This is a genomic window from Paenibacillus sp. FSL R7-0204, from assembly GCF_038002225.1.
Classification (GTDB): domain Bacteria; phylum Bacillota; class Bacilli; order Paenibacillales; family Paenibacillaceae; genus Paenibacillus_AQ.
The window spans coordinates 2,156,765-2,183,447 of record NZ_JBBOCA010000001.1 but is presented as its reverse complement, the minus strand read 5'-3'; the positions used below and the strand labels follow the sequence as shown (position 1 = coordinate 2,183,447).

Sequence of the window (26,683 nt, the reverse complement as noted above, 5' to 3'; positions counted from 1 at the left end):
GGAGTGAATTCAAGTACTTTGCGGGGGCCCCGAAAAAACCTCCTTACAAACCCACTCTATGACTATACCCATAAAGGCAGAAAAAAGACGCACCTCATTAATAAGTGCGCCGTTCACTGCGGTCAGGCCGTTCCAGGTACATCATCTCGCGGTCTTCCTGTCCCTGCGGCATGCGGGGCTCCTCCAGCTTCACGAGCACGACATCCGCACCGATCTTCACGATATTCCGCCACGGAATCACCAGATCGGCACCGCCGCCGAACAGCCCCATGAACCTTGTATACCCCGGGACAATCACAGCGTCAATGACGCCTCTACGCAAATCCAGCTCCAGATCGCTGATCTGACCCAGCCGTTTACCGTCAACAATATTGATTACATCTTTGGTTTGAAAATCGGAGATTTTCATCTTTTTACCCGAAGCTGACGTCTCCTCAATCATCCTGCCACCCCTGTACATTCAGACCTATAGCTTCAGTATATGTCCCTAGGGCTTGGCCGCATGACAGTATTCCAAAGCCTTAGCGCCACGGACATATAAAAGGATATCCCGGCTGGCCGCCAGGTGCCGCCATCCGGAATATCCTCCGCTCATTTATAGACTGTGGTCAGGACTTTACATGCTTTTGCATTTGCTGGATCGCTGATTTCTCAAGCCGTGAGACCTGGGCCTGTGAGATGCCAATCTCGTCAGCGACCTCCATCTGGGTCTTACCTTCGAAGAAGCGCATGGACAGAATGCGTTTCTCGCGCTGCCCCAGCCGCTGCATGGCCTCCCGGAGCGCAATCTCCTCAATCCAGGAGACATCCTTGTTCTTGTCGTCACTGATCTGATCCATCACATAGATCGGGTCCCCGCCGTCATGATAGATCGGCTCGAACAGGGAGACCGGGTCCTGGATCGCATCAAGCGCGAAGACAACATCCTCCTTTGGAACGCCGAGTGCTTCGGATATTTCGAAGATCGTAGGCTCCCGCGAATTCTGGTTGGTCAGGCTGTCACGCACCTGCAGCGCCTTATAGGCAATGTCGCGCAGGGAGCGGGATACCCGGATCGGGTTGTTGTCGCGCAAGTAGCGGCGGATCTCTCCGATGATCATCGGCACCGCATAGGTGGAGAACTTAACGTTTTGCGATAAATCGAAATTATCGATGGCTTTCATGAGTCCGATGCAGCCTACCTGAAACAAATCATCCACGAACTCTCCACGATTATTGAACCTTTGAATCACGCTTAGCACAAGCCTGAGGTTGCCATTTACCAATTTCTCTCTGGCGGATCGCTCGCCCTGCTGCTGCAGCGAAGTGAACAATGCCCGCATTTCCACGTTCGTAAGAACAGGCAGCTTGGCGGTGTCCACACCGCAAATCTCGACTTTATTTCGGGTCATGATGATTAACCTCCCAAGGAGAAACATTACTGTACATTATCTCCCCGGTCCGGCATTTTATTCCTCAGCTTTCATCACTTACACCATCTTGTTGAACTCCTTGCGCAGCCGCTTGATAATTCGTTTCTCCAGGCGGGAAATATAGGATTGGGAGATGCCCAGCAGATCGGCCACATCCTTTTGCGTTTTTTCCTCCCCGCCCCGCAGCCCGAACCGCAGCTCCATAATCAGCCGTTCCCGCTCGCTGAGCTTCTCCAGCGCCTTCTGCAGCAGCTTGCGGTCCACCTGCTCCTCGATGTTGCGGTAGATCGTATCGTTCTCCGTGCCCAGCACATCCGAGAGCAGCAGCTCGTTGCCGTCCCAGTCAATATTCAGCGGTTCATCAAAAGAAACCTCACTTCTGGTCTTGCTGTTACGCCGCAGATACATCAGAATTTCATTCTCAATGCAGCGTGAGGCGTAGGTAGCGAGCTTGATTTTTTTCTCCGGATCAAAGGTGTTGACCGCCTTAATCAGTCCGATCGCGCCAATGGACACCAGATCCTCAATGTTAATGCCGGTGTTCTCGAATTTCCGGGCGATGTAGACCACCAGCCGCAGGTTACGCTCAATCAGCATAGCCCGGACCGCCGCATCTCCGCTGGAGAGACGCTGGAGCAGGAATTCCTCCTCCTCGCGAGTCAGCGGCGGCGGCAGTGCTTCACTTCCCCCGATATAATAAATCTCCTGGCTCTTCAGACCGAGCAGAAACAGCATGCGGTAATACTGCAGTTGCAGCACAAGCTTGAATTTGACCATTATTGTTCCTCCTATAGGTTACTTAGCCCATCACCTTGTCAGCCGGCGCTTCTGGAGCACTCTCTTTATGGGTCAGGTCAGGATGTATGACCGCCCGGTACGCGCCGTCTCCCGACAGTGTCCCGCCATCCAGCCCGATGAGTACCCTTGTGCTGCAAAAGGTATCACCGCCAAGCTCTATTCTCACCTTATCCGGCTTCAGCGCGAGCATGAAGGATGCCCCGCGGTTGACGCCCCTGTACGGCACCAGCCGCACTCTGTCCTGCCAGGAGAACGACTGCCCGTCCGTTTCCAGTACAAGTGTATCTGCACCCGTCTGGGCCAGCCTCCCTTTCCAGGAAGCCGGCAAATGTCCCTCCCACAGCGAGGCTTCCATCACCATGACCGGAATCCTCGTCAGCGGATCGCTGAGCCGGTTCCCGGTATCCAGCAGTCCGGGGCAGGTAACCGACACTCCGTCGATCTCCACCGTCACTTCCCCGATATAGGAGTCCAGCTGCTCTCTGTGCCGGCGGGAGGACTGGATCAGCTTGAAGAGCAGCAGCACCAGCGGAAGCAGGGCAAGCACGAACCAGAACCCGATCTTCAGCCGGTAAGCTTGGCCTCCCGATGAGGTGAAGATCATGCCCTTCCAGAGGTCACCAGAGCTTTGCAGCAGATAATGAACGCCTATGATCCCTCCCGCCGCCGCAAAATTAATGATATAAAACGCCCCAAATGCCCGAAGATAGCTTTGCAGACTTCTAAATCCAAAGGCTATCCAGATCATCAAAACCGATAACCCGAATTTGATGAGAAAGGTATACAGAAAGGACAGCTCCGGTACGAACATCATGACGACATAGAGTGCACCCGCCAGCGCTGAGAGAGTCAGGCGCCACCAGGATACCTTGTGCTTAACCAGCCAGCTTGTCAGCCACAGCAGGACTCCGTCGATCAGCAGATTGGCGGCAAAAATCAAGTCAATATACACAACCATCGCTCTCACCTGCCTGCAAGCGGATATCTATCCGGAGGCCGGGGTGCAGGCTCTCTTTTTAGACGATAAGATTAGTATAGAAACTCCCGCATCCAAAGTCTGTCTAAACATGGGGGGCGTTCTTGCAGTTTTTTTGTCGGTTTATGGGCCTTGAGAGGAACTTCAGCGCACAAGTGGAAACGGCTTTGCCGTCCTTTAAAAGGACGGTACCGTTTCAGCGAGAAATAGAAGGATAATGTATAGCGTGGAACATATAAATTCTTATATTTCAACAAAAGCCAGCCCTGAGCGGCTGGCTTCATGCGTACCAGATTTAATTGTTGATAGATTTCAACTCTTCTTCGGACAGTCCGGTTGCCTTCTGGATAGAAGCAGGATCTGTTCCCATAGCCAGAAGATTCTTGGCGATTTCCAGTTTGGCCTCAAGCTCACCTTGGGCCCGGCCTTCCGCTACCCCCTTAGCGAAGCCTTCCCTAAGCGCACCATCACGCTGCGAGGCTTCATCCATGAGAAACTTCTGGCGGTCCTCATATTTACGGCGGGCTTCCGAATCCTGGCTTAGAAATTCCAGCGTCTCCATGGCCTTCTTCAAGGCTGGCTCATTCATTTGCAGCACCTCCCAATCAGAGTAGTCAATCCCTTTCAGAAATAACAGCCAGTTCACAAGGCCGCCCTCGCCGGGCGTAACCGGCCGGTTCAGCTTGGGCAGCTCCAGGAAATGAATCTCGATATCGTCTGTCAGCGGCGCTCCGCTGCTGTCCTCCCGCAAATGAAATACACTGTGTGTATGTTCATTAGGCAGCACCTTGTAATTCAGAATGTTGATCGTCACGCATTTCTTAAGCTCGGTATATTTCCCGCTGACCTGAAGCTGCCCGGCATAACGCTTGCTCCAATAATACAACGTGCGTTTCTCAATATCATATTTGTTGAACAGCTGCATCTCAATGTTGATCAGCTTGCCGTCCGCCGTCTTGGCCCATATATCAAATATCGCCTGCTTATCCAGCGGATCATCCTTATGCGTATAGGGATTAAGCAGCACCACTTCCTCCAGCGGAAGATCGCCCGCATCCAAGAATATCTGGTTCAGAAAAGCGAGCAGTACATCCTCGTTGCTCTCGCTTGCAAATATCCGCTTAAATACAAAATCCACCCGGGGGTCCATCATTTCCATTCTATCGTCTCCCGTTATCGTTATTATACAATCTGAACAACAAAAAAACACCATACCCCGCAGTTCAAAGCTGCGTGATACGGTGCTTCCGTAACAGTCTATGCTATTAATGGCTCTTAATCATTATTGCCGCGTGTCCGGTTGCGCAGGAAGGTCGGAATATCCAGCTGATCAGAGTTTGTCTGATTCCCGAACGGACGAAGATTCTCACTCTTGCTCTTATTATCAGCAGCCGGTTCGCTGTTTGCCGCAGGACGGCGTACAGGCGCTATTGGAGAAGGCTTGTGTTCAAAGCCGGTCGCAATAACAGTAACCTTAATCTCGTCCTTCATACTCTCTTCGATAATGGCACCGAAGATCATATTCACTTCAGGGTCCGAAGCCGAGGTAACAATCTCTGCTGCTTCATTCACTTCGTACAGGGAGAGGTTAGAGCCGCCTGTAATGTTCATAATGACACCGCGTGCACCTTCGATAGAGGTTTCAAGCAGCGGGCTCATAATCGCCTTGCGGGCCGCCTCAGATGCACGGTTCTCACCAGTAGCAATCCCGATGCCCATTAGCGCTGAACCGCGCTCGGTCATAATCGTCTTCACATCGGCAAAGTCAAGGTTGATCAGGCCGGGAACCTGAATAAGGTCAGAGATGCCTTGTACTGCCTGACGGAGTACATTGTCCGCTTCACGGAACGCTTCGAGCATTGGAGTCTTCTTATCCACAATTTCCAGGAGGCGGTCATTCGGAATCACAATCAGCGTATCAACCTTTTCCTTGAGCGCTTCGATTCCAAGCTCTGCCTGGTTGGCACGTTTTCTGCCTTCAAAAGTGAACGGGCGGGTCACGACGCCTACCGTCAATGCTCCGCATTCTCTGGCGATTTCGGCAATGACAGGCGCTGCGCCTGTTCCGGTACCGCCGCCCATGCCTGCGGTAACGAAGACCATGTCCGCGCCCTTCAGCGTATTCGAGATCAGATCGCGGGATTCCTCTGCTGCCTTCTTACCGACCTCAGGATTCGCTCCTGCGCCAAGTCCACGGGTCAATTTATCTCCGATTTGTAATTTATGCTCCGATTTGGCCATATGCAGCGCTTGGGCGTCTGTATTAACCGTGATGAACTCAACACCCTGAACGCCATTTTCAATCATCCGGTTCACAGCGTTGCTTCCGCCGCCGCCTACGCCGATGACTTTTATTTGCGCCAAGCTCTCCATTTCAAAATCAAATTCCAACATATTGTTTCCATCTCCCCCTCGAGTAGTGCTTGGATGGCCAATCCAAGTATATCTGGATTACACTTATATAAACTCGCTAAACATATTCTTTAGTCGTTCCACCAGACCCGGCTTCTTGGAAGAATCCTGAACCGGCGCTGCGCTCTGCTTGCTGCGGTTAGCGGTCTTCTTGTTGGCACTTCCGCCGCCGCTGCGTCCGCGGTAGTTGCGTACCACATTATGAAGGATGCCTACACCACCGGTGAAGCCGGGGTCACGCACTCCGATATAATCCGGCACTGCGATCCGTACGGAGGCTGCCAGCTCGTTCTGGGCTACCTTAAGCACCCCTGGCATCGAAACTGTGCCACCCGTAAGTATATAACCTCCCGGGAGCTCTGTATAACCAAGCCGCTTCACTTCCTGACGGATCAGGTGGAAGATTTCCTGGACTCTCGGCTCGATAATCGCTGCCAGATCCTCCTGGTTGAATTCCTTCTCCACATTGCTGCCGATACGCAGGACCTTGAAGATGACCTCCGAAGCGGCATCATCGATCCAGGCACAGCCGTATTTCAGCTTGACCTTCTCGGCCTGGTCGGTAAGTGTCCGAAGTCCGTACGCAATATCATTGGTTATAAATTCTCCTCCGATCGGAATCGTGGAGGTTGCACTAAGGGAACCTTCTTCATATACGGCTATCGTGGCTTGTCCGGCACCGATATCCACCAGTACAGCCCCCATTGATTTCTCATCTTTGGAGAGTGCTAATCCGCCAGCCCCGAGAGACATAAGGACAAGATCTTTAACCTTAAGACCTGATTTCTCCACGCAGCGGAGCAGATTATGTATGGGGGTCTTGGCACCGGTGATGATCGTGGCTTCCACTTCCAGGCGGACGCCGATCATTCCGCGCGGATCCTGAATGCCTTCAAGACCGTCGACGATATACTGCTTGGCGACAACATCAATGACCTCGCGTTCCGGCGGAAGTGCAATAACCTCCGCTGCCTTGATTACGCGGTCGATGTCATCTTCGCCGATCTCACGGTCCTCATTCTGAACGGCAACTACGCCGTGGCTGGATTGCAGGCCGATATGGTTGCCGGATATGCCGACATACACCTCGGATATTTGAATACCGACCATTTGCTCCGCATGCTCTACGGCACTCCTGATCGATTGCACAGTCTGATCGATGTCTACAATCGCACCCTTGCGTATCCCTTCCGAATCAGCAGATCCAACGCCAATAATATTGAAGGTTCCACTAGTAACTTCCCCGATTATTGCCCGAACTTTGGATGTACCGATGTCCAAACTAACAATGATGTCATTGTTGCTCAAGCCCTATGGCACCTCCTGTTATAATCATAATAAACAAGCTTTTGATCCCGGTCGCGGGAAACATCTCTGTACATATTCAACATCCCTAATCCTTTCCCTCTTTTTTCAACAAATTTTTTGAGAGGAATAATATGACAAGGTATTCACGTGCAAGCAGGCGCCCTCCGATTAGCGGGATCAGCACCTGACATTCAAACAAGTGGAAACGGCTTTGTCGTCCTTTTAAGGACGATACCGTTTCAGCGAGAAATAGAAGGATAATGTATAGCGTGAAAGCTATACATTCTTATATTTTAAGAAAAACAAGAGAACAGCGGCTATATCCTGGGTTGCATCTCAAAAAATCCGCAGAAAAAAGAGGGATATTGCTTATTACCCGTAAAACAGATTGTAGCATTTATTCCGCTTCATTAGTAGGGACTATTTACTCCCCAGCATCTGCGTCTTCTCCATTGTCCCCGGCTTCAGAATAGAATGGAACATAGGAATCCGCCTCCAGCATTTTGATCAGTCCCGGCTCCTCTGTCTGAATCACCTGATTCAAATAGCCTACTTTATCCTTGAGCAGCGAAATGGCCGTTATGACCTCAAAGCGTGAACGTGTGTAGAGCTTGATCCGGTCCGGAAAAGACAACGTTGGGGAAGGTACAATCTCCGATATATCACTGGTCAGCTCATTTGGAATTCCGGCCAGCGCCTGGCATAGCTTGGTCTTATAAGGATCGTCAGCCTTCCAGTTAGTCAATATCGGCTTCTCTACAGCAATTCCGGTATCCGTCACAGAGACGGCGGCCCCGCTCGACAGAATAGCTTCCAGCACGCCTGCCTGGTCCAGTTCATAAGCAACCGCCGGATACTCCTTCACTGTGATCGTAACCACACCGGGGAACTTCTTGCTGACCTGCGCCTCCTGAACGGTATTCAGCTCCTCCAGCGCCTTCCCCACGGAATCTCCGGAGACTGCGAAGAATTGTCCTCCAATCTTCAGACCGCTTGCTGCCAGCAGTTGCTCACGGGACGTATATTTATCCCCCTGCATTTCAATGGCTGTAATCTTGCTGATCGATGAACGGAAGAAGATTACAGCCAGGAGCGCAGTAAACAGCAGTGCCAGGATGATGATAATTTTACGGTTTTTTCTCTTACTAGGCTTGTCCTCTTTCAAAAGAGGTATTCGCGTTTTTGGCATTCTCATATCTCCGTAATAAGGCCCTGTCTCCTTCCTCACGGCTTCGCCGAAGGAGACAGGGAGCTTTAGTTGGCCAAATCCAGCGGGTCAGGCACAGGCACCTTGCGGCTAATGCGCGCCCCCAGCTTTTGAAACAGTAATTCGATGCTGTCATATCCCCGGTCAATATGATGCGCCTGCTCTACAACAGTCGTTCCCTGAGCAGCCAGCCCGGCGATCACTAGGGCAGCTCCTGCCCGCAGGTCAGTGGCCTCAACCGTTGCCCCATACAACCGCTGAACGCCGCGTATGAAGGCCCTGCTCAGATCAATAGAGATATCTGCTCCCATCCGGGCCATCTCCTCTACATGCTTGAAGCGCCCCTCGAAAACCGTCTCCTTGATAACACTGAATCCGTCTGCCAGGGACAATAGAACCATAACCTGGGACTGCAGGTCCGTAGGAAAAGACGGATACGGAGAGGTAACAATGCGCTCAACCGCACGGGGACGTCCCATACAGCTGATATTAATTATATCATTGCACACTGTAATTTGAACACCGGCGCGCCTCAGGATGTGGATCAGGGAGGTCAAATGTCCTGCATTGGTGTGGGTCAGCGTGACATTTCCCCGCGTGGCGGCGGCGGCAATCATCACGGTTCCGGCCACAATCCGGTCAGGGATCACCTCATAGCTGCAGGCATGGAGCTTGCGGACACCCTGAATGGTGATCGTATCGGTCCCTGCACCGATAATTTGTGCCCCCATGGCATTGAGGAAGTTCTGCAGGTCCTGGATTTCCGGCTCTCTCGCTGCCCCGGAGACGGTGGTCGTGCCCTCGGCCATGGCGGCGGCCATCATGATATTCTCCGTGGCGCCCACGCTGGGATAATCCAGATGAATATCACAGCCTCTCAAGCTAGCAGCCCGGCAGCAGATCCGGCCGCCCGTCTCCTCAATCTCTGCCCCGAGCAGCTTGAGGCCATGCAGGTGGAGGTCGATCTTGCGCTCACCGATGGCACAGCCTCCCGGCTGATAGATCGTCACTTCCCCGAACTTGGCCAAAAGCGGACCCATCAGGAATATAGAGGATCTCATCTGCCGCATCAGGTCCTCCGGAACATGAGAGGTCAGGAGAAAGGATGTATCGACGGTAACCGTCTCCTCTTCATGCACTGTCCTGCAGCCCAACCGCTGCAGAATATGCAGCATCGTTTCGATGTCTAGCAGCTTCGGCACATTATGCAGTGAGTGAACTCCTTCGGCCAGCAGGCTGGCTGCCAGAATCGGCAGTGCCGCATTTTTTGCTCCATGGATACGTATGGTGCCTGACAGGGGGGTTCCACCCTCAATCACCAATTTGTCCAATGTATCACCTCCGAGATTACCGCTCACCCACCGTAAGCACTTCCTGGCCCCACTGTCCTGCGTAATGGGCCGGAACGAATTCCGTCTCCAAATCTCAGACATCAAGAAGCACTCTGGGTGATTGTCACGATTATAGGATCATCCTATGTTCGGAGTCCCGTGTGTGTGACAATGTAAACCCGGATTCTAGCGTTTACGTCCTGCAGCCAGCCTGCGCAGCTCGCTGACTACCAGGGAGGCGGAATCTCTTTTGCCCAGGCGCCTTGAGGCCTCCGACATGCTGCGATGCAGCGCATCCGCACCGATGATCTTCTGAACCGCTATGAACAGCGCCTCGCCGCTTAAGTCCTTCTCCAGCAGCACCACTGCCGCACCTTCACCTTCCAGGGCTCTGGCGTTGGCTTCCTGATGGTTGTTCGTTACATTAGGAGACGGAATGAGAACAGAGGGTATGCCAAGCGCGGTAATCTCTGCAAGAAAAGAGGCGCCTGCCCGGTTCACGATCAGGGAAGTGCAGGCCAGCACCTCCGGCATATTGTGAACATAAGGGAGGACATGCAGCCAGTTCGGAATACCGCCGAGCTGCTCGCGTACCGCTTTGCGGGTATCCTCAAAGTAAGACTCTCCGGTCACGTACACATAGTGAACACCATTACCCTTACCCACAAATGGTGTCATTTCAATCATGGCGCGGTTAATCGCCTTGGCCCCCCCGCTACCTCCGACAACCAGCACCACCGTGCTTCCTTCGGGAATGCCTAGTGAAGCGAAGCCGCGCTGCGGGTTCGCCGTCATGACCGTAGTGGCCCGGGGATTGCCCGTATAGATTACATTCTTAGCCCCGGGAAAAGCAGGCTCTGTACCTTCAAAGCTCACCGCAACCGTACTGGCATACCGGCTGAGAAAACGGTTGGTCAGTCCCGGAATCGCATTTTGTTCATGGATCAGCGTCGGGATGCCGAGCCGGGAGGCTGCATATACTACAGGCCCGCAGACATACCCCCCGGTACCGACAACCACATCAGGCTTGAACTCGCGCAGCATAGCTTTGGAGGCTTTGACCCCCTTCAGGAACCGTATAACCGTCTTCACATTATCCATCGACAGCTTGCGGCGGAAGCCTGTAATATCAAGGGACTGGAAAGGCAGATTCTCCTGGGGAACCAGCTTGCTCTCCAGACCTCGCTTGCCTCCAATATACAGGAAGACAGAATCCGCATCTTCGGATTCCAGTTGTCTGGCTACGGCTACGGCAGGATAGATATGTCCACCCGTGCCGCCGCCGCTAAGTACAATACGCATGTCTTTCACCTCGCATAACGGGATAAATTAAGCAGAATGCCAAGAGCTGTGAGCATCAGGGTGAGCGATGAGCCGCCATAGCTGATCAGCGGAAGCGTGATGCCGGTTACCGGAATCAGACCGATCACCACACCGATGTTGATGACCACCTGAACCGCGACCATACATACAATGCCTACAGCAAGATAACTGCCGAAGCGGTCCGGCAGGCTCATGGCTACCTTCATTCCGCGCCAGATCAGCAGCAGGAACAGCAGCAGCACGGCCAGCCCCCCGATGAACCCCAGCTCCTCGGCCAATATGGAGAAAATAAAATCAGTCTGCGGCTCCGGGACGTAGCTGTATTTTTGCCGGCTCATCCCGAAGCCCAGTCCGCCCAGCCCTCCGGGACCCACCGCATAGAGCGACTGGATGATCTGATAACCGGCGCCCAGCGGATCGGACCAGGGGTCCAGAAAGGCGGTGATCCGCTGCAGCCGGTAAGGCGCAGCGGCAATGAGTCCGGCGAACCCGGCCAGCCCCAATGCACCGAGGGAGAGCAGATGCTTCATACGCGCCCCCGCTGTGAAGACCATCATCATAGCCGCGCCGAACATGACAGTGCCTGTACCGAGATCTGGCTGAAGCATAATCAGCGCGAACGCGGAGCCGATCAGGGCAAGCGGCGGAAGCAGCCCGCGCATGAAGCTGGAGATGTCATACTCCTCGGTTCCAAGCCATTTGGCCAGGAAGAGGATCATCCCCATCTTCATGAATTCCGAGGGCTGTATGCCGAAGGAGCTGATGCCGAGCCAACTGCGCGCACCGCCGCGCACCACTCCGATGCCGGGGATCAGCACCAGCACCAGCAGTGCGAAGCACACGAGCAGGAGCGGCCGGGCGAACCTCTTCAACACCAGATAATCGGTGTTCGCCGTAATGAACATCGCGATGAGGCCCAGGCCTGCGAACAGCATCTGTCTTTTGACAAAATAAAACGAATCGCCATAATTGCGGAAGCCCAGAACGGACCCGGCACTGTATACCATTACCATACCGATAGCCAGCAAAGCCAGTATCGGAAGCAGCAGCCAGATATCGGGCGCATGACGGGATTTGTTCATCAGGAGCACACCTCTTGCATCCGTAGTAGGGGCTTATCCACCCCCCTACTTAAAGGTTATGCACCGCCTCTTTAAAAATACGCCCGCGCTCCTCATAGGAGGTAAACATATCCCAGCTGGCACAGGCAGGGGACAGGAGAACTACATCCCCGGCTTCCGCCAGGGCAGAAGCCTCCCGCACAGCCTGCTCCAGCACAGCAGCGGCACTCTCCCCATTATCGACGGAGATGACCGTCTTTACTCCTGCCAGCCGGGCTACAGCCGCCAGCTTGTCCCGGGTCTGCCCAAGCGCGACCAGGGCTTTGACATTCTCCCCGAGGACAGGCAGCAGCTCCATATAATCCGAGCCGCGGTCCAGGCCCCCGGCAATAAGAATGACCGGCTTCCGGAAGGAGGCCAGCGCCATGGAGGTAGCTTTGGAATTGGTAGCCTTGGAATTGTTATAATAGGCGGCCCCTGCCTTGTCTGTTACATACTCCAGCCTATGCTCCACCCCGCGGAAGGAAGCCAGCACCGGGCCCAGCACTGCCGGGTCCGCCCCTGCGGCAATAGCAATGCCGCAGGCAGCCAGCGCATTCGCCACATTGAAGCGGCCGGGAAGTCCAATAGAATCGACATCGGCTATTTCGGTCTCGCTCTCGGTGTAATCGCGGTAGATAATGACCCGCTTCAGCTCGTCAACCGTATCCGCCACGTAGGACGGACGGACGAAGATGCCCTGCACCAGCTCCTCGTTCATGGAAAAGGGCAGAATGCCCGCCTTCAGATAGGGCACCAGCTCGCGGCAGACCGGATCATCCCAGTTCAGCACAGCGGTATCCTCGGGTCCCTGATTGGCGAACAGCTTGGATTTGGAGGCTACATAATCCTCCATGCCTCCATGGTAGTCCAGGTGGGTCTCCGCGACATTCAGCAAGGCAGCAATCTTGGGCCGGAACGCTTCCGTGCCCTTCAGCTGGAAGCTGCTTAGCTCGACCACCATCCAGTTGTCTGCGTCAGCCTCCTGTGCGGCCTGAGAGAGCGGCGTTCCTATGTTACCGGCCACAATGGGCCGCATCCCCGCCGCATCCAGCATATGGCCCACCCAGGTCGTTGTAGTGGTCTTGCCGTTGGAACCGGTGATGCCGATCATAGGGGCAGCGCAGAGGTGATACGCGACCTCTACCTCGGTCACCACCTCAATCCCTAGCCCCAGTGCCTGCTGTACCGGAGCCACCGAATAGGGAATCCCCGGGTTCTTGACAACCAGCTCTACACCCTCGTGGATCAGGCTCTCCGGATGCCCGCCGCATATAACAGAAATTCCCAAAGATTCCAGTTCGGAAGCTTCGGGACTCTGATCTCTTTCCTTTTTATCATTGACCGTCACCACAGCGCCGTGTTCATGCAGCACCTTGGCCACCTGGACGCCGCTTTTAGCGAGCCCCAGGACAACCACCTCTTGACCACGGTACAGATCCGGATGTTTCATTCGTTACAACCCCTTGATGAGATATAGTCCAGCTGCCGCCAGCACAAGGCCCACCGCCCAGAAGGAGACGACTACACGCCACTCCGACCAGCCGCCCAGCTCAAAGTGATGATGGATCGGGCTCATTCTGAATACCCGTTTGCCGCGTGTCTTAAACGAAGCGACCTGAATAATTACGGACAGCATTTCAACCACGAAAACCCCGCCGATCACCACAAAGAGCAGCTCGGTCTTGGTGACTATAGCAATCGCGCCAATCGCCCCGCCGATCCCGAAGGAACCGAAATCGCCCATGAACACCTTGGCAGGATGGGCATTGAATACGAGAAAGCCAAGCACTGCGCCAATCATCGCAGCCGCACAGACACCAGCGGCAATCGAGGTTGCCTGCATGGCTACTACCGCGAAGGCAGCGAGCGCAATTGCGCTTACGCCTGACAGCAGCCCATCTACACCGTCTGTGAAGTTAACGGCATTCGTGACTGCCATCATCATCAGCACAATGAACGGATAATAGAACCAGGGACCCCAGTCGAAGCTGAACGAGGTTCCCGGAACGCTGATATTCGTATGATGCCCGGAAGAGATCAGCAGAACGCTGAGCACGACGCCGACCAGCAGCTGACCCAGCAGCTTCTGGCGCGCCGTAAGCCCAAGGGAGCGCTTGAACACAATTTTGATATAATCATCCAGGAAACCAATGAGTCCATAGCCCAGCGTAGCAGCCAGCAGTACATAGAAGTCCGAATTAATGACCGAGAATTTCAGAAAAGACAGTGTGAACGCGACCATGATAATCACGCCGCCCATGGTAGGGGTTCCCGCCTTTTTCAGATGGGTCTGGGGCCCGTCGTCACGAACCTGCTGTCCGAGCTTAAGCCGGCGCAGCAGCGGGATGATCAGCGGAGCGGCAATGACCGCAAGGATAAAGGACACAGCAATAGTCAGCAGAAGTAATTGATAATCCATGGGTACACCCCTCCTTTAGTTAGCATTCGCTTCAGAATGTTCTTTCAAGCGCTGTAGCACTTCTTCCAGGCGCATCCCTCTGGATGCTTTGAACAACACAACATCGTCATTGCCGCACTTCGCATTCAAGGCATCGATCAAGGCTTCTTTATCAGTAAAAGTATAGATATGCCCGGCCGCGAACCGCTCCGAGGCTGCCGCCGCAAGCTGCGCCGACAACGGGCCGAAGGTGAATACGTCATCCGTCAGCTCCGGGTCGAGATAGCTGCCGATCTGCCGGTGGAACTGAAGCTCCTCCGGCCCGAGTTCCAGCATGTCCCCCAGCACCGCGATTCTGCGGCCGCTGCATTTCATGGACTGCAGCACATCAATCGCCGCTCTCATGGACGTAGGACTGGCATTATAGGCATCATTCAAGAGCACCAGCCCGCTTGCCGCCTGAATAACCTCAATCCGCATACCGGTCAGCTTGAGGCCGCTTAGTCCTTCTGCCATATTCTCCTCGGTCACCTTATAATGACGCGCCACTGCAAACGCAGCGAGCGCATTAATTACATTATGCTGCCCCGGCAGCGGAAGGGTGAAGGCCCGCTCCCCATGCTGCTGCGAGGTGAAGGTCATTCCCCCGCTGTGCGTCATCAGGCCGGTCGGATAATCATCATTGTCTGCCGACTGCCCGAAGCGGAAGGTCTGCAGCCCTTCAGGCATGCGGAAGCCCGGCTCTGCCAGAACCTCGGCAAGCAGCGGCTCATCCCCGTTATAGATCAGCAGCCCGCCGGGCTGAAGTCCGTCCACAATCTCCAGCTTCGCTCTGGCAATCTCCTTTCGGGAGCCAAGCTGGAGCAGATGGGATTCGCCGACATTGGTAATTACCGCTACGTCAGGAGAAGCGAGCAGAGACAAGAGGGCGATCTCTCCCCGTGAGCTCATGCCCATCTCCAGTACGGCGATCTCAACATCGCTGTCCATGGAGAGAATCGTAAGCGGCAGGCCGATATGATTGTTGAAGTTCCCTTGGGTCTTGTGTACCTTATACTGCACTTCCAGCAGTGCCGTAATCATATCCTTGGTCGTCGTCTTGCCGTTGCTTCCCGTTACGGCAACCACCCGGGGAGCCACCTCAGCCAAATAGGCGGAGGACAGCTTCTGCAGTGCCTCTAAAGTGTCCTCTACCAGTATAATCCCGCCGCCTGCGGGTGCAGGCCCCTTATCCCTCTGCCAGAGGGTAGCGGCAGCTCCCGCCGCCAGCGAAGCGGCCGCATAGTGATGGCCGTCGAAGTTCTCTCCAACCAGCGGGACGAACAGGCAGTCCGGCGATATTTTGCGCGAGTCGGTTACGACTCCCTTAATCTCTATATCCTTAGCTTCGGATGAGGACAGCTCTCCTCCGCACATTTCCGCGACATCATGCAATGTTCTAATAATCAATAGCTTCGGCCCCTTATCACTTCTTTAGCAACGATGCGGTCATCGAAATCATGAACGACTCCCTTGATCAGCTGATAGGTCTCATGACCTTTCCCCGCAATCAATACTACATCGCCGGGGCTTGCCATTTCAATAGCTTTTGTGATGGCTTCCCGCCGGTCCGGAATCATCTCATAGCGCTCGCGCGCCACGCTATCCTCACGCAGGCCCGCCTCAATATCTGCGAGAATCTGGAGCGGGTCCTCCGTCCGCGGGTTGTCGGAGGTGACCAGCACATGATCGCTGTATTTGGCAGCAATTTTACCCATGAGCGGCCGTTTGGTCGTATCGCGGTCCCCGCCGCAGCCGAAGACCGTGAGTACCTTGCCTGCTGCGAATTCACATACCGCCTTCAGCACATTCTCCAGACCATCCGGCGTATGGGCATAGTCAACGATGACTGCGAAATCCTGCCCGGCATCCACCGATTCGACACGGCCGTCCACGCCGGCAACCGACTCCAGACTGGCCTTGATGTCCGCAAGCGGCACATCCTCCAGAGTAGCAGCCGTAATGGCCGCAAGCGCATTATAGACGTTGAACTTGCCGACCATGCGGAGCGAAATATCCGTCTCACCCTTAAACGTCTCCACGTGAAAAAAAGTTCCTTTGGAGGTGATCGATATTTGCGAGGCCCGGACATTGGCAGCCTTGTCGATACCATATGTAATGACCTCCGCTGCGGTCTGGGCGGCAAAATAAACGCTGGCTTCATCGTCGGCATTCAGCACAGCATATTTGCGTTCTTCCTTCCAAGGGGAGATCACATTGCCGAGCCGTGAGAAGAACAAGCCCTTCACTGCACGGTATTCCTCCATCGTATGGTGGTAATCCAGGTGATCCTGGGTCAGATTCGTAAAGATCGCGGTGCGGTAGTCGGTCCCCTTTACACGGCCCTGCTGGAGCGCATGAGAGGATACTTCCATCACACAGCACTGCACGCCCTTAAGCGCCATCTGATTCAGACTGCGCTGAAGCTCCAGCGATTCCTGTGTGGTACCGGACATCGGATAGCTCTGCCCATCATACCGCATCTGGATCGTACCGATCAGGCCGGTCTTCACCCCATGATCCTGCATGATCCGTTCAATCAGATAGGTGGTGGTCGTCTTGCCGTTGGTACCGGTGATACCGATCAGCTTCATCCGGCTGCTCGGTGAACCAAAGAAGGCATTGGACAACACAGACATAGCATACCTGCAGTCATCCACTACAATCTGCGGCAGGTCAATGTCCAGCTTACGTTCGCAGACCAGGGCAGCCGCGCCTTTGGCGGCAGCCTGAGGTGCGTAATCATGTCCGTCCACTGTATGTCCGGGCAGACAGATGAACAAATCGCCCGGACCCACCTTGCGTGAATCGGCCTGCAAATCCGAAATTTCTATGTCTCCGTCGCCGTATAGACGGGCAGCGGCCAGACAAGAAGAGAGTTCTCTAATTAACATACCTATCCCTCACTCTGCATAAAATCCTTATATTTTGGGTTAATTATCCATTTCAATAAATTATACTTGTAAGTTTTTCAGTATATAACAAATTTTAGGGTTCACTTGGCGTTCCCATGTAAATCCGTATTGTGGAGCCCTGCTGCACTCTTGCCCCGGCCTTCGGAGCCTGATTGATCACGGTATTGCCGGTGCCGGAACGGACCAGCATGAAATTCATATTAAGATCCTCATAAATATCCTGAACGGTGGCTCCCGTAAGATCAGGAACCGTCACGATCGGGGTCTCTCCGTATTTATAGGTTCGCGGCAGCTGATCCTTACGCTCTGGAACCTTCAGATACAGAAGAGAATCCTCAAGAATATTCTGGACAATTGGAGCGGCAACTACACCCCCGAACTGAATTCCCTTCGGGTTATCGACTGCCGTATAGACCACGATCTGCGGATCATCCGCCGGCGCAAAGCCGATAAAGGATACGATATGCTCTGTAGGAGAATATCGGCCGTTGATTACCTTCTGTGCTGTCCCTGTCTTGCCGCCCACACGGTAGCCGTCAATAAATGCCGGCCGGCCTGTGCCTTTGGCAACTACGCTCTCAAGGGCAGCCCGCACTTTCTTCGAGGTCTCCTCCGAAATCACCTGTCGCACTTCCTCCGGCTCAGTCTCGGAGACAACGTTCCCGGTATCCGGGTTAATCCAAGCCTTGGCCACATGCGGAGTATACAGCTTGCCGCCGTTGATGGCTGCCGATACCGCAGCAATCTGCTGGATCGGCGTGACGGATACCCCCTGGCCGAATGCAGTGGTCGCCAGCTCCACCGGGCCCACCTGGGCCGGCTTGAACAGAATTCCGTTCGCTTCACCGTTCAGATCGATACCCGTCTTGCTCCCGAAGCCGAAATCCCGGATGTACTTGAACAGCGTATCCTTACCCAGACGCTGTCCCAAGGCTACAAACCCCGGGTTGCAGGAGTTCTCAACCACTTCAAGGAAGGTCTGGCTTCCGTGACCGCCCTTCTTCCAGCAGCGCAGCTTTGCTCCGCCGACTTCAATGTAGCCCGGATCGAAAAAATGCTCATGCTGCAGATCCACCTTCCCCTCTTCCAATGCTGCAGCCAGCGTGATGATCTTGAAGGTGGAACCTGGCTCATACGTCATCCAGATCGGAAGATTCCGGTTATATACCTCGGCATCGTATTCCTGGTAAGCCCCCGGCTCATACCCCGGCCGGCTCGCCATCGCCAGAATCTCACCATTACGGGGGTCCATGGCAATAGACCAGGCGCCTTGCGCCTGATATTTCACCATGGCCTGATCCAGCTCGCGTTCCATAATGGATTGGATCTGCTTGTCGATGGTCAGCTGCAGGCTAAGTCCATCCTGCGGCTGCGTGTACTTCTCGGAGGAACCGGGCATCAGCCGGCCTCCCGCATCGGAGAGATAGGAGATATTGCCCGCGCTCCCCTGAAGCAGCTTATCATAGATGCTCTCAATCCCGGTAATCCCCTGATTGTCAATTCCGGTGAAGCCCAGAATATGTGCGGCCAGATCCCCGAAGGGATAATACCGTTTGTTATCCTCAGCGACAACGATGCCCGGCAGCTGCAAATTACGGATGCTCGCGGCAAGCTCCATCGTAATTTTGCGGCCGCCGGGCTGCAGTTTCACTGAGGCCTTCTTTTGGGTCAGCAGCTGGGTTAGCTTCTCCTCGGTCATGCCGAGCAGCGGAGCCAGCTGCTTCGCGGTCTGTTCCTTCTCTTTCACCTGTACAGGAATAGCATAAATCGTCGGTGAGCTGATGTTATAAGCCAGCGCCACACCCTCCCTGTCCAGAATCTCGCCGCGTTTGGCGGTGAAGGGGATATTCCGCCGCCATAGATCCTCGGCCCTCTCGCTCAGCTTCTCGCCTTGGGTTAACTGTACATAGGCAAGACGCACAGCCAGCGCGCCGAACAACACGGCCAGTCCCAGCAGCGTCCACAGCATTCTCCGCCGGCTAACGACTTTTGATACCTTCACTCTGTTCTCCCCGCTTTCACTCATAGACATGATCTCTTACCTTCATGACTATTCGGGACAAACAGGGGTTAGAACAAGCCTATATGTTTGCTACTTTACAGCTTCATCCTTATCGGCATCACCGGCTAAGGCAACAGGTATATTCTCCCCATATTCATTAAGCGGGCTAAGCGTCAGCGCAACCTGGGTTTTACCGTTATTCTTGGTCTGCGTCTGCTCTGTGACATAACCTTCTCCATTGACGGAGATCCCCACCTTCAGCAGGTTCAGAATCTCCAGCGCATCGCGCAGAGACTGCCCGCGCAGATCAGGAAGCGTCACGTTCTCTCCCTGCTCACTTAACAGATAGATGCGCTGCCCGGCGGTCAGTGCGGTGCCCTTCTCAGGGTACTGGCTGACTACATTTGCCCCTTGGCCTACAGCTTCAAAATCAAAGCCCTGATTAATGAGCAGCTGTCTCGCCGCCTTCACCGTCTTGCCGGTCAGATCCGGCGCTTTGCGCTGGACCACAGCCTCGGCCTTCACCGTCTTCTTGTCCGCAGGACCTGTGACATCTCCCGCTTTGGGCACGCCCATATAAGGAAGCGCCTGGGAGACGATATCCTTGAAGACCGGACCCGCAGCCGCACCGCCGCCAGCCGCATCGGCAGGCTCGTCAATAATGACGAAGACTGCGATCTTCGGGTCATTGGCCGGTGCATAACCGAGGAAGGAGGAGCGAACCTTGTCGCGGTCATACCCGCCCTTACCGTCTGGCTTAATCGCCGTACCTGTCTTACCTGCCACCCGATATCCCTCAATGTAGGCATGCCGGCCGGTTCCGTGCTGCTGATCCGCCACTACCTGCTCCAGATAGCTGCCCGTCTCCCGTGCGCTTGCTTCGGAGAGCACCTGCCGCACAACCTCCGGCTGAGTAACCGTGGTCTTGCCGGTGTTCGGATCAGTAACCTCCTTCACCACATGCGGCACCAGCAGCTTACCGCCGTTCGCAATGGCTGCGACGGCTGTGAGCTGCTGAATCGGAGTCACCAGCAGCTTACCGTGACCGTAGGCAAGTGTCGCATTCTCTACCGCCCTGTTCGGATCAGGGTTGACAATACCCTTAACCTCTCCCGGGAGGTCAATGCCTGTCTTTTCCGTGAACCCGAAATCCGTAATATACTGCAGCAGTTTCTCTTTGCCCAGCATCTCGTAACCTAGCTTGACGAACGCCACGTTACTCGACCGCTTAACCCCTTCGAGGAAACTAATCGTTCCGTAACCGGCTCTGTTCATATCATAGATAGGCTTGCTATATCCCTTAATCCGAAGAGAACCGGACTGGAAGGTGGCATTCGGATTGAACAGCTTCTCCTGCACAGCCCCGGCCAGCGGTACAATCTTGAACGTTGAACCCGGCTCGAATCTCGTCATAATAGCATGGTTATAGAATCCGGCTGCATCCTGATTCAGATCATAGTATTCATTAGGGTTAAAAGTAGGCATATTCGCCAGACCCAGAATCTCCATCGTCTTCGGGTCAGCAGCAATAACACTGATCGATTTCGGCTTATACTCCGCATACGCCTTTTTCATAGCCTCTTCAATATAGATCTGAATCGTGCTGTCAATCGTTAGCTTGTAGTTGCTTCCATTCACCACAGGCTGGAACGTATCCTTCGAATCGGGCAGCTTGATGCCCTTGCCGTCACTCTGGTAATTCAGCTGGCCGTCCGTACCAGAAAGCTGTTTGTCCAGATACTTTTCCAGTCCCATGGCCGCTTTGCCATCCCTGTCGGTATAACCCAGAATATGCGCAGCGAGCGAACCCTTCGGATAATAGCGCTTCTGCTCTCTGACGAGGCCGACTCCGGTTTCCAGCGTATCATGTTCTTTCTTAAGCCTATCAACAAAAGCCTTCACTTTGTCGGCCATATCCTGGTTAATCTTCCAGCCTTCATTACGGATCTCACGGTTCTTCAGATATTTCCCGTCATCACCCTTGGCCTCCACCAGCTTCTTCAGCTCATCCGCCGGTTTGTTCAGCAGCTCATGCAGGCCCTGAATCACCTCTTCGCCGATTTTTTTCTCAGCAATGACCTCAGGGTTAACCACCACCGTGTAGGCAGGTACATCGCTTGCCAGAACACTGCCGTTACGGTCTTCGATCACCCCGCGGACAGCCTTGATGGTTGAAGTGTGGGCCCACTGCTTAGCTGCGGTCTCCTGCCACTCCTTGCCTTGCAGAACCTGAATCCAGAATACTCTGGCAACTAAAACAAGAAAAAAGAGGGTAATACACCCTCCTATAAACAGCGTGCGAAGTTTGATTCTCTTAACCATAAGGTACCTCACAACCTCTATTATTGCGATTGCCGTTCATCGCTATTTTTTACCGGCTTTGTCAGTAGCCTGGTTGCTAAGCGGAACATAGATAGTAGATTCCTCAGAAGGGACCACAAAGCCCATTTCCTTCGCCCGCGGGACGATCGTCTGCTCCAGCGTCTGCTTCTCCATCTTGTACGTGGCAATTTTCTTTTTGTTGCTCGAAATTTCGCTGTCCAGCTTCTGGGCCTGCATATTCAAATCGTAAATATGGACGTAACGCCAGATCAGGGAGGCTGCTACCAGAATAAAGGCTCCCAGTGTCAGCATGTACAAAAGCTTCTCCTGCAGCGGCAGCACTCTGCGCCTGGTGACAACTTTCGTTTTCTCACGGTACAGCGGGTTTGCCTCTTGTTTTCTCTTAGGTTGAACTGCTAAATTTCCGCGGGTATAAGCCATCTCTGATTCTCCTTTATCGTCATCTACAATTTCTCTGCGATACGCAGCTTGGCTGAACGGGCACGCGAGTTAAGCTCCAGCTCTTCTTCCCCCGGCACAATGGGCTTACGGTTGATCAGCTTCAGGGTGCCTTCGGCACCGCATACGCAGTACGGAAGGTCAGGCGGACAAGTGCAACGGCTCAGATAGCTGCTGAAAATCTGCTTGCAGATCCGGTCCTCCAGCGAGTGAAAGGTAATAACGGATACCCTTCCTTCAGGCGCCAGACAGCGTACAGCCGCATGCAGCCCTTCCTCAAAAGCACCCAGCTCATCATTGACGGCTATCCGCAGCCCCTGAAAACTCCGCTTAGCCGGATGTCCTCCGGTCCTTCTTGCAGCCGCAGGAATACCTTCTTTTATCAGTTCGGCCAGTTCACCGGTGCTCTCCACCGGGCGTTCTTCCCTGCGCTCAACAATCTTCCGGGCAATCCGCCGTGAGAACTTCTCTTCTCCATACTGGAAAAGCACCCTGGCAATTTCCTGCTCACTCCAGGTGTTGACGATATCCGCCGCGCTCAGCTGTGCCGACTGGTCCATCCGCATATCCAGCGGAGCGTCATGATTGTAGCTGAATCCGCGTTCCCCTTCATCAAACTGCGGAGAGGATACCCCCAGATCAAAGAGAATCCCGTCAACTTGCGGAACTCCGTCCTTCTGCGGAACAAACGGCAGTCCCTTCAGAACCTGCTCCAGATCACGGAAGTTGGTCTTGACGGTCACCACCTTGTCGCCGTATCCGGACAATCTCTCCTTCGCATTGTTCAGCGCCCAGTCATCCTGATCCAGACAGATCAGCCGTCCCCCGCCGCTAAGCTTGGATGCGATAAGGGCGCTGTGCCCGGCTCCCCCGAGCGTACAGTCTACATATAGGCCATCCTTCTTGATGTGCAGCCCTTCTGTCGCTTCTTCTTTTAATACCGTGATGTGGTGAAACAAGCTGCATCCCTCCAAGGCAGTAATTCGAAATGTTATGTTTTATAGATCAAAATTGAAATCCACCAATTTCTCGGCGATTTCGTTGAACGATTCCTCTGACTGTTCGAAGTACTGCTCCCATAGCTCCTTGTTCCAGATCTCCACCCGGTTCGAAACGCCCAGAATAACACAGTCCTTGTCCAGCTTGGCATATTGCCGCAGATTTCCCGGCAGATTCACCCTGCCTTGCTTGTCCCATACACACTCAGTCGCTCCCGAGAAAAAAAAGCGGCTGAAGGCACGGGCATCCGATTTCATCAGTGAAAGGCTTTTAAGCTTTTGCTCCATGATTCCCCATTCTTCCATGGGATAAACAAACAGGCAGGAGTCCAGGCCGCGGGTCGCCACGAAGGAGGTTCCGAGCATGTCACGGAATTTGGCCGGGATAATGATCCGTCCTTTATCGTCAATGGTATGCTGGTATTCCCCCATAAACATGATCTATTCCCACCCCTACATCCCGAGTCCCCACTTTGCCCCACTTTTCACCACCTAAGCATAATAGATTCGCCATTAAAAATCAAAAACCTTTTTCCGGAGCAAGGTAATTTTTTCTTGTTTGTCAAGAGGCTATTCCCGCATCCCCTGCGGACACGCAAAAGCCCGGGCCAATGTGATTGGCTCCGGGCTCGTGCAGATCCATATCCTTAGTCGTTCAAATTCCAGCTGTCCAGATACTCGACTTGCGCCTGTGTCAGGCTGTCGATGGCAATCCCCAGACTTTCCAGCTTGTAACGCGCTACCTGCTCATCCAGCTCATAGGGTACATTCTCCACTTTGACGCCAATGCTCTTATAATTATCATTCACATATTTAAGAGACAATGCCTGGAGTGCGAAGGTGGTATCCATAATCTCTGCCGGATGGCCATCAGCTGCGCCAAGGTTCACCAGGCGTCCTTCGGCCAGGAGGTACAGCTTACGTCCATCCTTCAGTTGATACTCTTCGATATTCTTGCGCACCGTCCGCTGGGACACTGAGCGCTCGGCCAGCTCCGGCTTGTTGACCTCCACATCGAAATGTCCGGCATTGCAGAGAATCGCGCCATCCTTCATCACATCATAATGCTCACCGCGGATCACATACCGGTTACCCGTGACGGTAACGAAGAAATCACCGTGCTTCGCCGCTTCGAGCATCGGCATGACATGGAACCCATCCATATGAGCTTCTACCGCCTTGATCGCATCCACTTCCGTTACAATCACGTTCGCTCCAAGACCCTTGGCCCGCATTGCTACACCTTTACCGCACCAGCCGTAGCCCACCACAACCACGGTTTTGCCGGCCACAATCAGGTTGGTGGTGCGAACGATGCCGTCCCATGCCGACTGTCCTGTACCGTAGCGGTTATCGAACAAATATTTGCAATAAGCGTCATTTACCGCCACCATCGGGAATTTCAGCATGCCCTGCTTCTGCAGCGCCTTCAGGCGGATAATACCGGTCGTTGTCTCCTCAGCACCCCCGCGGATATTCTCCATCAGGTCGGGGCGCTCGGAGTGCAGCAGGGTGGCGAAATCGCCGCCGTCATCGATAATGAGATCCGGCTTGCTCTCCAGTGCCCGGATGTTCAGTGCCTTGAACTCTTCCGGAGAAGGATTGTACTTGGCGAATACGGTAATGCCATCCTCAACGAGTGCAGCACACACATCGTCCTGGGTAGATAACGGGTTGGAGCCTGTAATCGTTACCTCAGCGCCACCAGCCTGCACTACCTTGGCCAGATAAGCGGTCTTGGCTTCCAGGTGAAGGGTGATCGATACCTTGAGCCCCTTGAACGGCTGCTCGGCTTCGAACTGCTCACGGATACGGTTCAGTACCGGCATATGCTGGCGGACCCAGTCGATTTTGAGATGCCCCTCGGGTGCAAGCGACATATCGGCAACAATACTGTTTTGCTTGGATAATGAACTCATGGTAGGACCCCCTAGAATAATTTGCTTACATATAAATAATACGGTGTGTTCCGCTGTAGTCAGCAGGCACAGCCATCAATTCCTCCAGCCATTCCAGCCCGTACCGGTTCAGATAATACATCATATTATAGACCCGCTCCTGAAGCTTACCCAGCGGCATTAGCGACAGCTCGATCCGTTCCCACTGGCGAAGCGCAGCCTCATTCTGCTTTTCCATCGCATCCAGAGCTTTGCCCTGCAGGAAGGAGATCTGGTCGATAATCTTATCCTTGTTATTGCTGCCCAGCTTCAGCAGCCCTGCCTGAATACTGCCAAGCTGTTCGATCAGCGGCTCATACATCCCGGAGAATGCTGTCTTAATCTCTTCGAATTTGTCTTCGAGCTTCAGCTCATCCTGAGCGCTTAGCCACGCCTTACGTTTATCATCCAGACCCGTCTGCACATCTGTGAAGGACAAGCCGTATTTATCCATATGCTTGCGAAGCGTTCCCTCAATCACTGTAAAAGACATGCGCGGAATAATCAGCGGCATCTGTCCGTCCAGCACCCTGAAGGCTTGATGCGGAATCGCCCAGTAAGCCATTTCCCCTTGTCCAAGCACCGTAGCGAGTACAGGAAGTACATAGTCCTGCATCAGCGGGCGGGTTAGCACATTGTTGCTGAACCGTTCGGGATGGCTCTGGAGCAGCTCCAGCAGCTCGGAACGGGAGAACGAGACAGTCGCCTTCCGGTCTGCGAACCGCTCCTCCACCTTATGGAGCAGAAGCCGTGCACCCTCATGGATATAGAAAAGATTCGCATTGCCAGGCGTCACATCGGCTTGCAGCTCATATCCGCTATCCGTAATCCGTTCTGCTGCTGCAAGATAGGCTGCCTCCAGCTCATCATTACGTTCAATCATTGAAGCGAACATGGGCGCTTCCAGCCTGCGCAGGGCAGGATCGGCCGAATCCAGCAGAATCAGTCCGAATTTGCCGAACAATGATCCCATCAGCTTGGCAAATGCCTCCGTCATATTCCCGGCGGCTGTGGATGCAGCCGTAACCAGCTCCATCAGCTGCGGTTTGAATTCACTGTCCTGCAATAAGCCGTCCAGCTGCGCAACCACCTGAAGCCAGCTCTCGGCACCCACCTTGATCTCGCTGACTGAGGACCGGGGTCCTTCGCCTTTATCCAGCTTAATCCGGGTAATTTCGCCTGTCCGGTTCAGCACATAGGTATGATTGACCTCATCCCAGTCATGGTCCTCACCCGCAATCCAGAACAGCGGAACGACCGGCCGGCCAAGCTGGGCCGCTGCCTCCCGGGCTGCCTGAATGGTAGTAATGGCCTTATAGACCACAAAGAGCGGGCCGGTGAACAAACCGCTCTGCTGGCCGCCTGTCACCACCAGGGTCTCTGGCTGTTCCAGCAATTCAAGCGAACGGACAACTGCCTCATCGGGATTGTGCTTGCTGTTATAGCTGCGCAGGTACGAGACAACCTCTGCGCGGTCTGCCCGCAGGCTTCCTGTACGATCAAGCCACGCTGCGCGGTCTGCCCGGCTCTCCTGGCTGCGGAAGTCCCCGCCATACAAATGTCCTACTGTTTCGTATTGATGTATATAGTCACTGGCGAGCGCAGATCCGCCCGGCAGTGGTTCCGGTACAACATTCATGGATAGTGGCCTCCTTGTTCTGCAATAACCTGCTGTATGTAATTCATAAACCGGTAAACCCTTTATGATTGTATCCAATGTTGGGTGCTGCGTCAAAGTAATAT

General features: G+C 54.0%; 22 protein-coding genes. All 22 read right to left on the bottom strand.

Features of this window, described 5'->3' with window-relative positions; genetic code table 11:
• Positions 1-97: 97 nt before the first annotated feature.
• The 22 genes from MKX42_RS09705 to bshC all read right to left on the bottom strand — a co-directional run bounded on the left by MKX42_RS09705 (position 98) and on the right by bshC (position 26,579).
• Positions 98-442, bottom strand: coding sequence for a YlmC/YmxH family sporulation protein (locus MKX42_RS09705; protein WP_340752307.1), 345 nt, complete (start codon positions 440-442; stop codon positions 98-100).
• A gap of 166 nt (positions 443-608) precedes the next feature.
• Positions 609-1,391 carry an RNA polymerase sporulation sigma factor SigG gene (gene sigG, locus MKX42_RS09700; RefSeq protein WP_036690188.1) on the bottom strand — a complete coding sequence of 261 codons (783 nt, stop codon included), beginning with the start codon at positions 1,389-1,391 and terminating at the stop codon, positions 609-611.
• A gap of 78 nt (positions 1,392-1,469) precedes the next feature.
• The gene (gene sigE, locus MKX42_RS09695; protein WP_036690190.1) at positions 1,470-2,192 is read right to left on the bottom strand and encodes an RNA polymerase sporulation sigma factor SigE; all 723 of its coding nucleotides are present in this window, start codon (positions 2,190-2,192) and stop codon (positions 1,470-1,472) included.
• Positions 2,193-2,211: 19 nt separating this feature from the next.
• Entirely contained in the window at positions 2,212-3,168 is a 957-nt protein-coding gene (gene spoIIGA / locus MKX42_RS09690; RefSeq protein ID WP_340752306.1) for a sigma-E processing peptidase SpoIIGA, read from the bottom strand.
• Positions 3,169-3,481: 313 nt separating this feature from the next.
• On the bottom strand, positions 3,482-4,345 hold the full coding sequence (locus MKX42_RS09685; RefSeq protein ID WP_340752305.1) for an Rpn family recombination-promoting nuclease/putative transposase: 864 nt from the start codon (positions 4,343-4,345) through the stop codon (positions 3,482-3,484).
• 116 nt (positions 4,346-4,461) lie between these two features.
• The gene (gene ftsZ, locus MKX42_RS09680) at positions 4,462-5,580 is read right to left on the bottom strand and encodes a cell division protein FtsZ (protein ID WP_340752304.1); all 1,119 of its coding nucleotides are present in this window, start codon (positions 5,578-5,580) and stop codon (positions 4,462-4,464) included.
• 63 nt (positions 5,581-5,643) lie between these two features.
• On the bottom strand, positions 5,644-6,906 hold the full coding sequence (ftsA, locus tag MKX42_RS09675; protein WP_340752303.1) for a cell division protein FtsA: 1,263 nt from the start codon (positions 6,904-6,906) through the stop codon (positions 5,644-5,646).
• Positions 6,907-7,330: 424 nt separating this feature from the next.
• Positions 7,331-8,095, bottom strand: a complete 765-nt coding sequence (locus MKX42_RS09670) for a cell division protein FtsQ/DivIB (RefSeq protein ID WP_340752302.1) — start codon at positions 8,093-8,095, stop codon at positions 7,331-7,333.
• A 65-nt stretch (positions 8,096-8,160) separates the two neighbouring features.
• Entirely contained in the window at positions 8,161-9,444 is a 1,284-nt protein-coding gene (murA, locus tag MKX42_RS09665) for a UDP-N-acetylglucosamine 1-carboxyvinyltransferase (protein ID WP_340752301.1), read from the bottom strand.
• 186 nt (positions 9,445-9,630) lie between these two features.
• Positions 9,631-10,746, bottom strand: a complete 1,116-nt coding sequence (murG, locus tag MKX42_RS09660) for an undecaprenyldiphospho-muramoylpentapeptide beta-N-acetylglucosaminyltransferase (RefSeq protein ID WP_340752300.1) — start codon at positions 10,744-10,746, stop codon at positions 9,631-9,633.
• 5 nt (positions 10,747-10,751) lie between these two features.
• Complete coding sequence (gene spoVE / locus MKX42_RS09655) at positions 10,752-11,849, bottom strand: stage V sporulation protein E (RefSeq protein ID WP_036724276.1); 1,098 nt, start codon at positions 11,847-11,849, stop codon at positions 10,752-10,754.
• A 49-nt stretch (positions 11,850-11,898) separates the two neighbouring features.
• On the bottom strand, positions 11,899-13,320 hold the full coding sequence (gene murD / locus MKX42_RS09650) for a UDP-N-acetylmuramoyl-L-alanine--D-glutamate ligase (protein ID WP_340752299.1): 1,422 nt from the start codon (positions 13,318-13,320) through the stop codon (positions 11,899-11,901).
• 3 nt (positions 13,321-13,323) lie between these two features.
• Positions 13,324-14,289, bottom strand: a complete 966-nt coding sequence (gene mraY, locus MKX42_RS09645) for a phospho-N-acetylmuramoyl-pentapeptide-transferase (protein ID WP_340752298.1) — start codon at positions 14,287-14,289, stop codon at positions 13,324-13,326.
• Positions 14,290-14,304: 15 nt separating this feature from the next.
• Entirely contained in the window at positions 14,305-15,714 is a 1,410-nt protein-coding gene (locus MKX42_RS09640; protein WP_340757649.1) for a UDP-N-acetylmuramoyl-tripeptide--D-alanyl-D-alanine ligase, read from the bottom strand.
• A complete protein-coding gene (locus tag MKX42_RS09635) occupies positions 15,714-17,201 on the bottom strand; it encodes a UDP-N-acetylmuramoyl-L-alanyl-D-glutamate--2,6-diaminopimelate ligase (RefSeq protein ID WP_340752297.1) in 1,488 nt (495 codons plus the stop codon). Before MKX42_RS09635 ends, MKX42_RS09640 begins: the two co-directional genes overlap by 1 nt.
• Before the next feature lie 94 nt (positions 17,202-17,295).
• Entirely contained in the window at positions 17,296-19,224 is a 1,929-nt protein-coding gene (locus MKX42_RS09630; RefSeq protein ID WP_340757648.1) for a stage V sporulation protein D, read from the bottom strand.
• Between the two features lie 90 nt (positions 19,225-19,314).
• A complete protein-coding gene (locus MKX42_RS09625; protein WP_340752296.1) occupies positions 19,315-21,546 on the bottom strand; it encodes a penicillin-binding transpeptidase domain-containing protein in 2,232 nt (743 codons plus the stop codon).
• Between the two features lie 42 nt (positions 21,547-21,588).
• The gene (locus MKX42_RS09620; RefSeq protein WP_340752295.1) at positions 21,589-21,987 is read right to left on the bottom strand and encodes a hypothetical protein; all 399 of its coding nucleotides are present in this window, start codon (positions 21,985-21,987) and stop codon (positions 21,589-21,591) included.
• Positions 21,988-22,010: 23 nt separating this feature from the next.
• Positions 22,011-22,964 (bottom strand): 16S rRNA (cytosine(1402)-N(4))-methyltransferase RsmH, encoded by a 954-nt coding sequence (gene rsmH, locus MKX42_RS09615; RefSeq protein WP_340752294.1) that lies wholly within the window; start codon positions 22,962-22,964, stop codon positions 22,011-22,013.
• A 39-nt stretch (positions 22,965-23,003) separates the two neighbouring features.
• Positions 23,004-23,441 carry a division/cell wall cluster transcriptional repressor MraZ gene (mraZ, locus tag MKX42_RS09610; RefSeq protein WP_036724286.1) on the bottom strand — a complete coding sequence of 146 codons (438 nt, stop codon included), beginning with the start codon at positions 23,439-23,441 and terminating at the stop codon, positions 23,004-23,006.
• A 209-nt stretch (positions 23,442-23,650) separates the two neighbouring features.
• Entirely contained in the window at positions 23,651-24,922 is a 1,272-nt protein-coding gene (locus MKX42_RS09605; protein WP_340752293.1) for an adenosylhomocysteinase, read from the bottom strand.
• Positions 24,923-24,947: 25 nt separating this feature from the next.
• Positions 24,948-26,579 carry a bacillithiol biosynthesis cysteine-adding enzyme BshC gene (gene bshC, locus MKX42_RS09600; protein WP_340752292.1) on the bottom strand — a complete coding sequence of 544 codons (1,632 nt, stop codon included), beginning with the start codon at positions 26,577-26,579 and terminating at the stop codon, positions 24,948-24,950.
• Positions 26,580-26,683 lie beyond the last annotated feature (104 nt).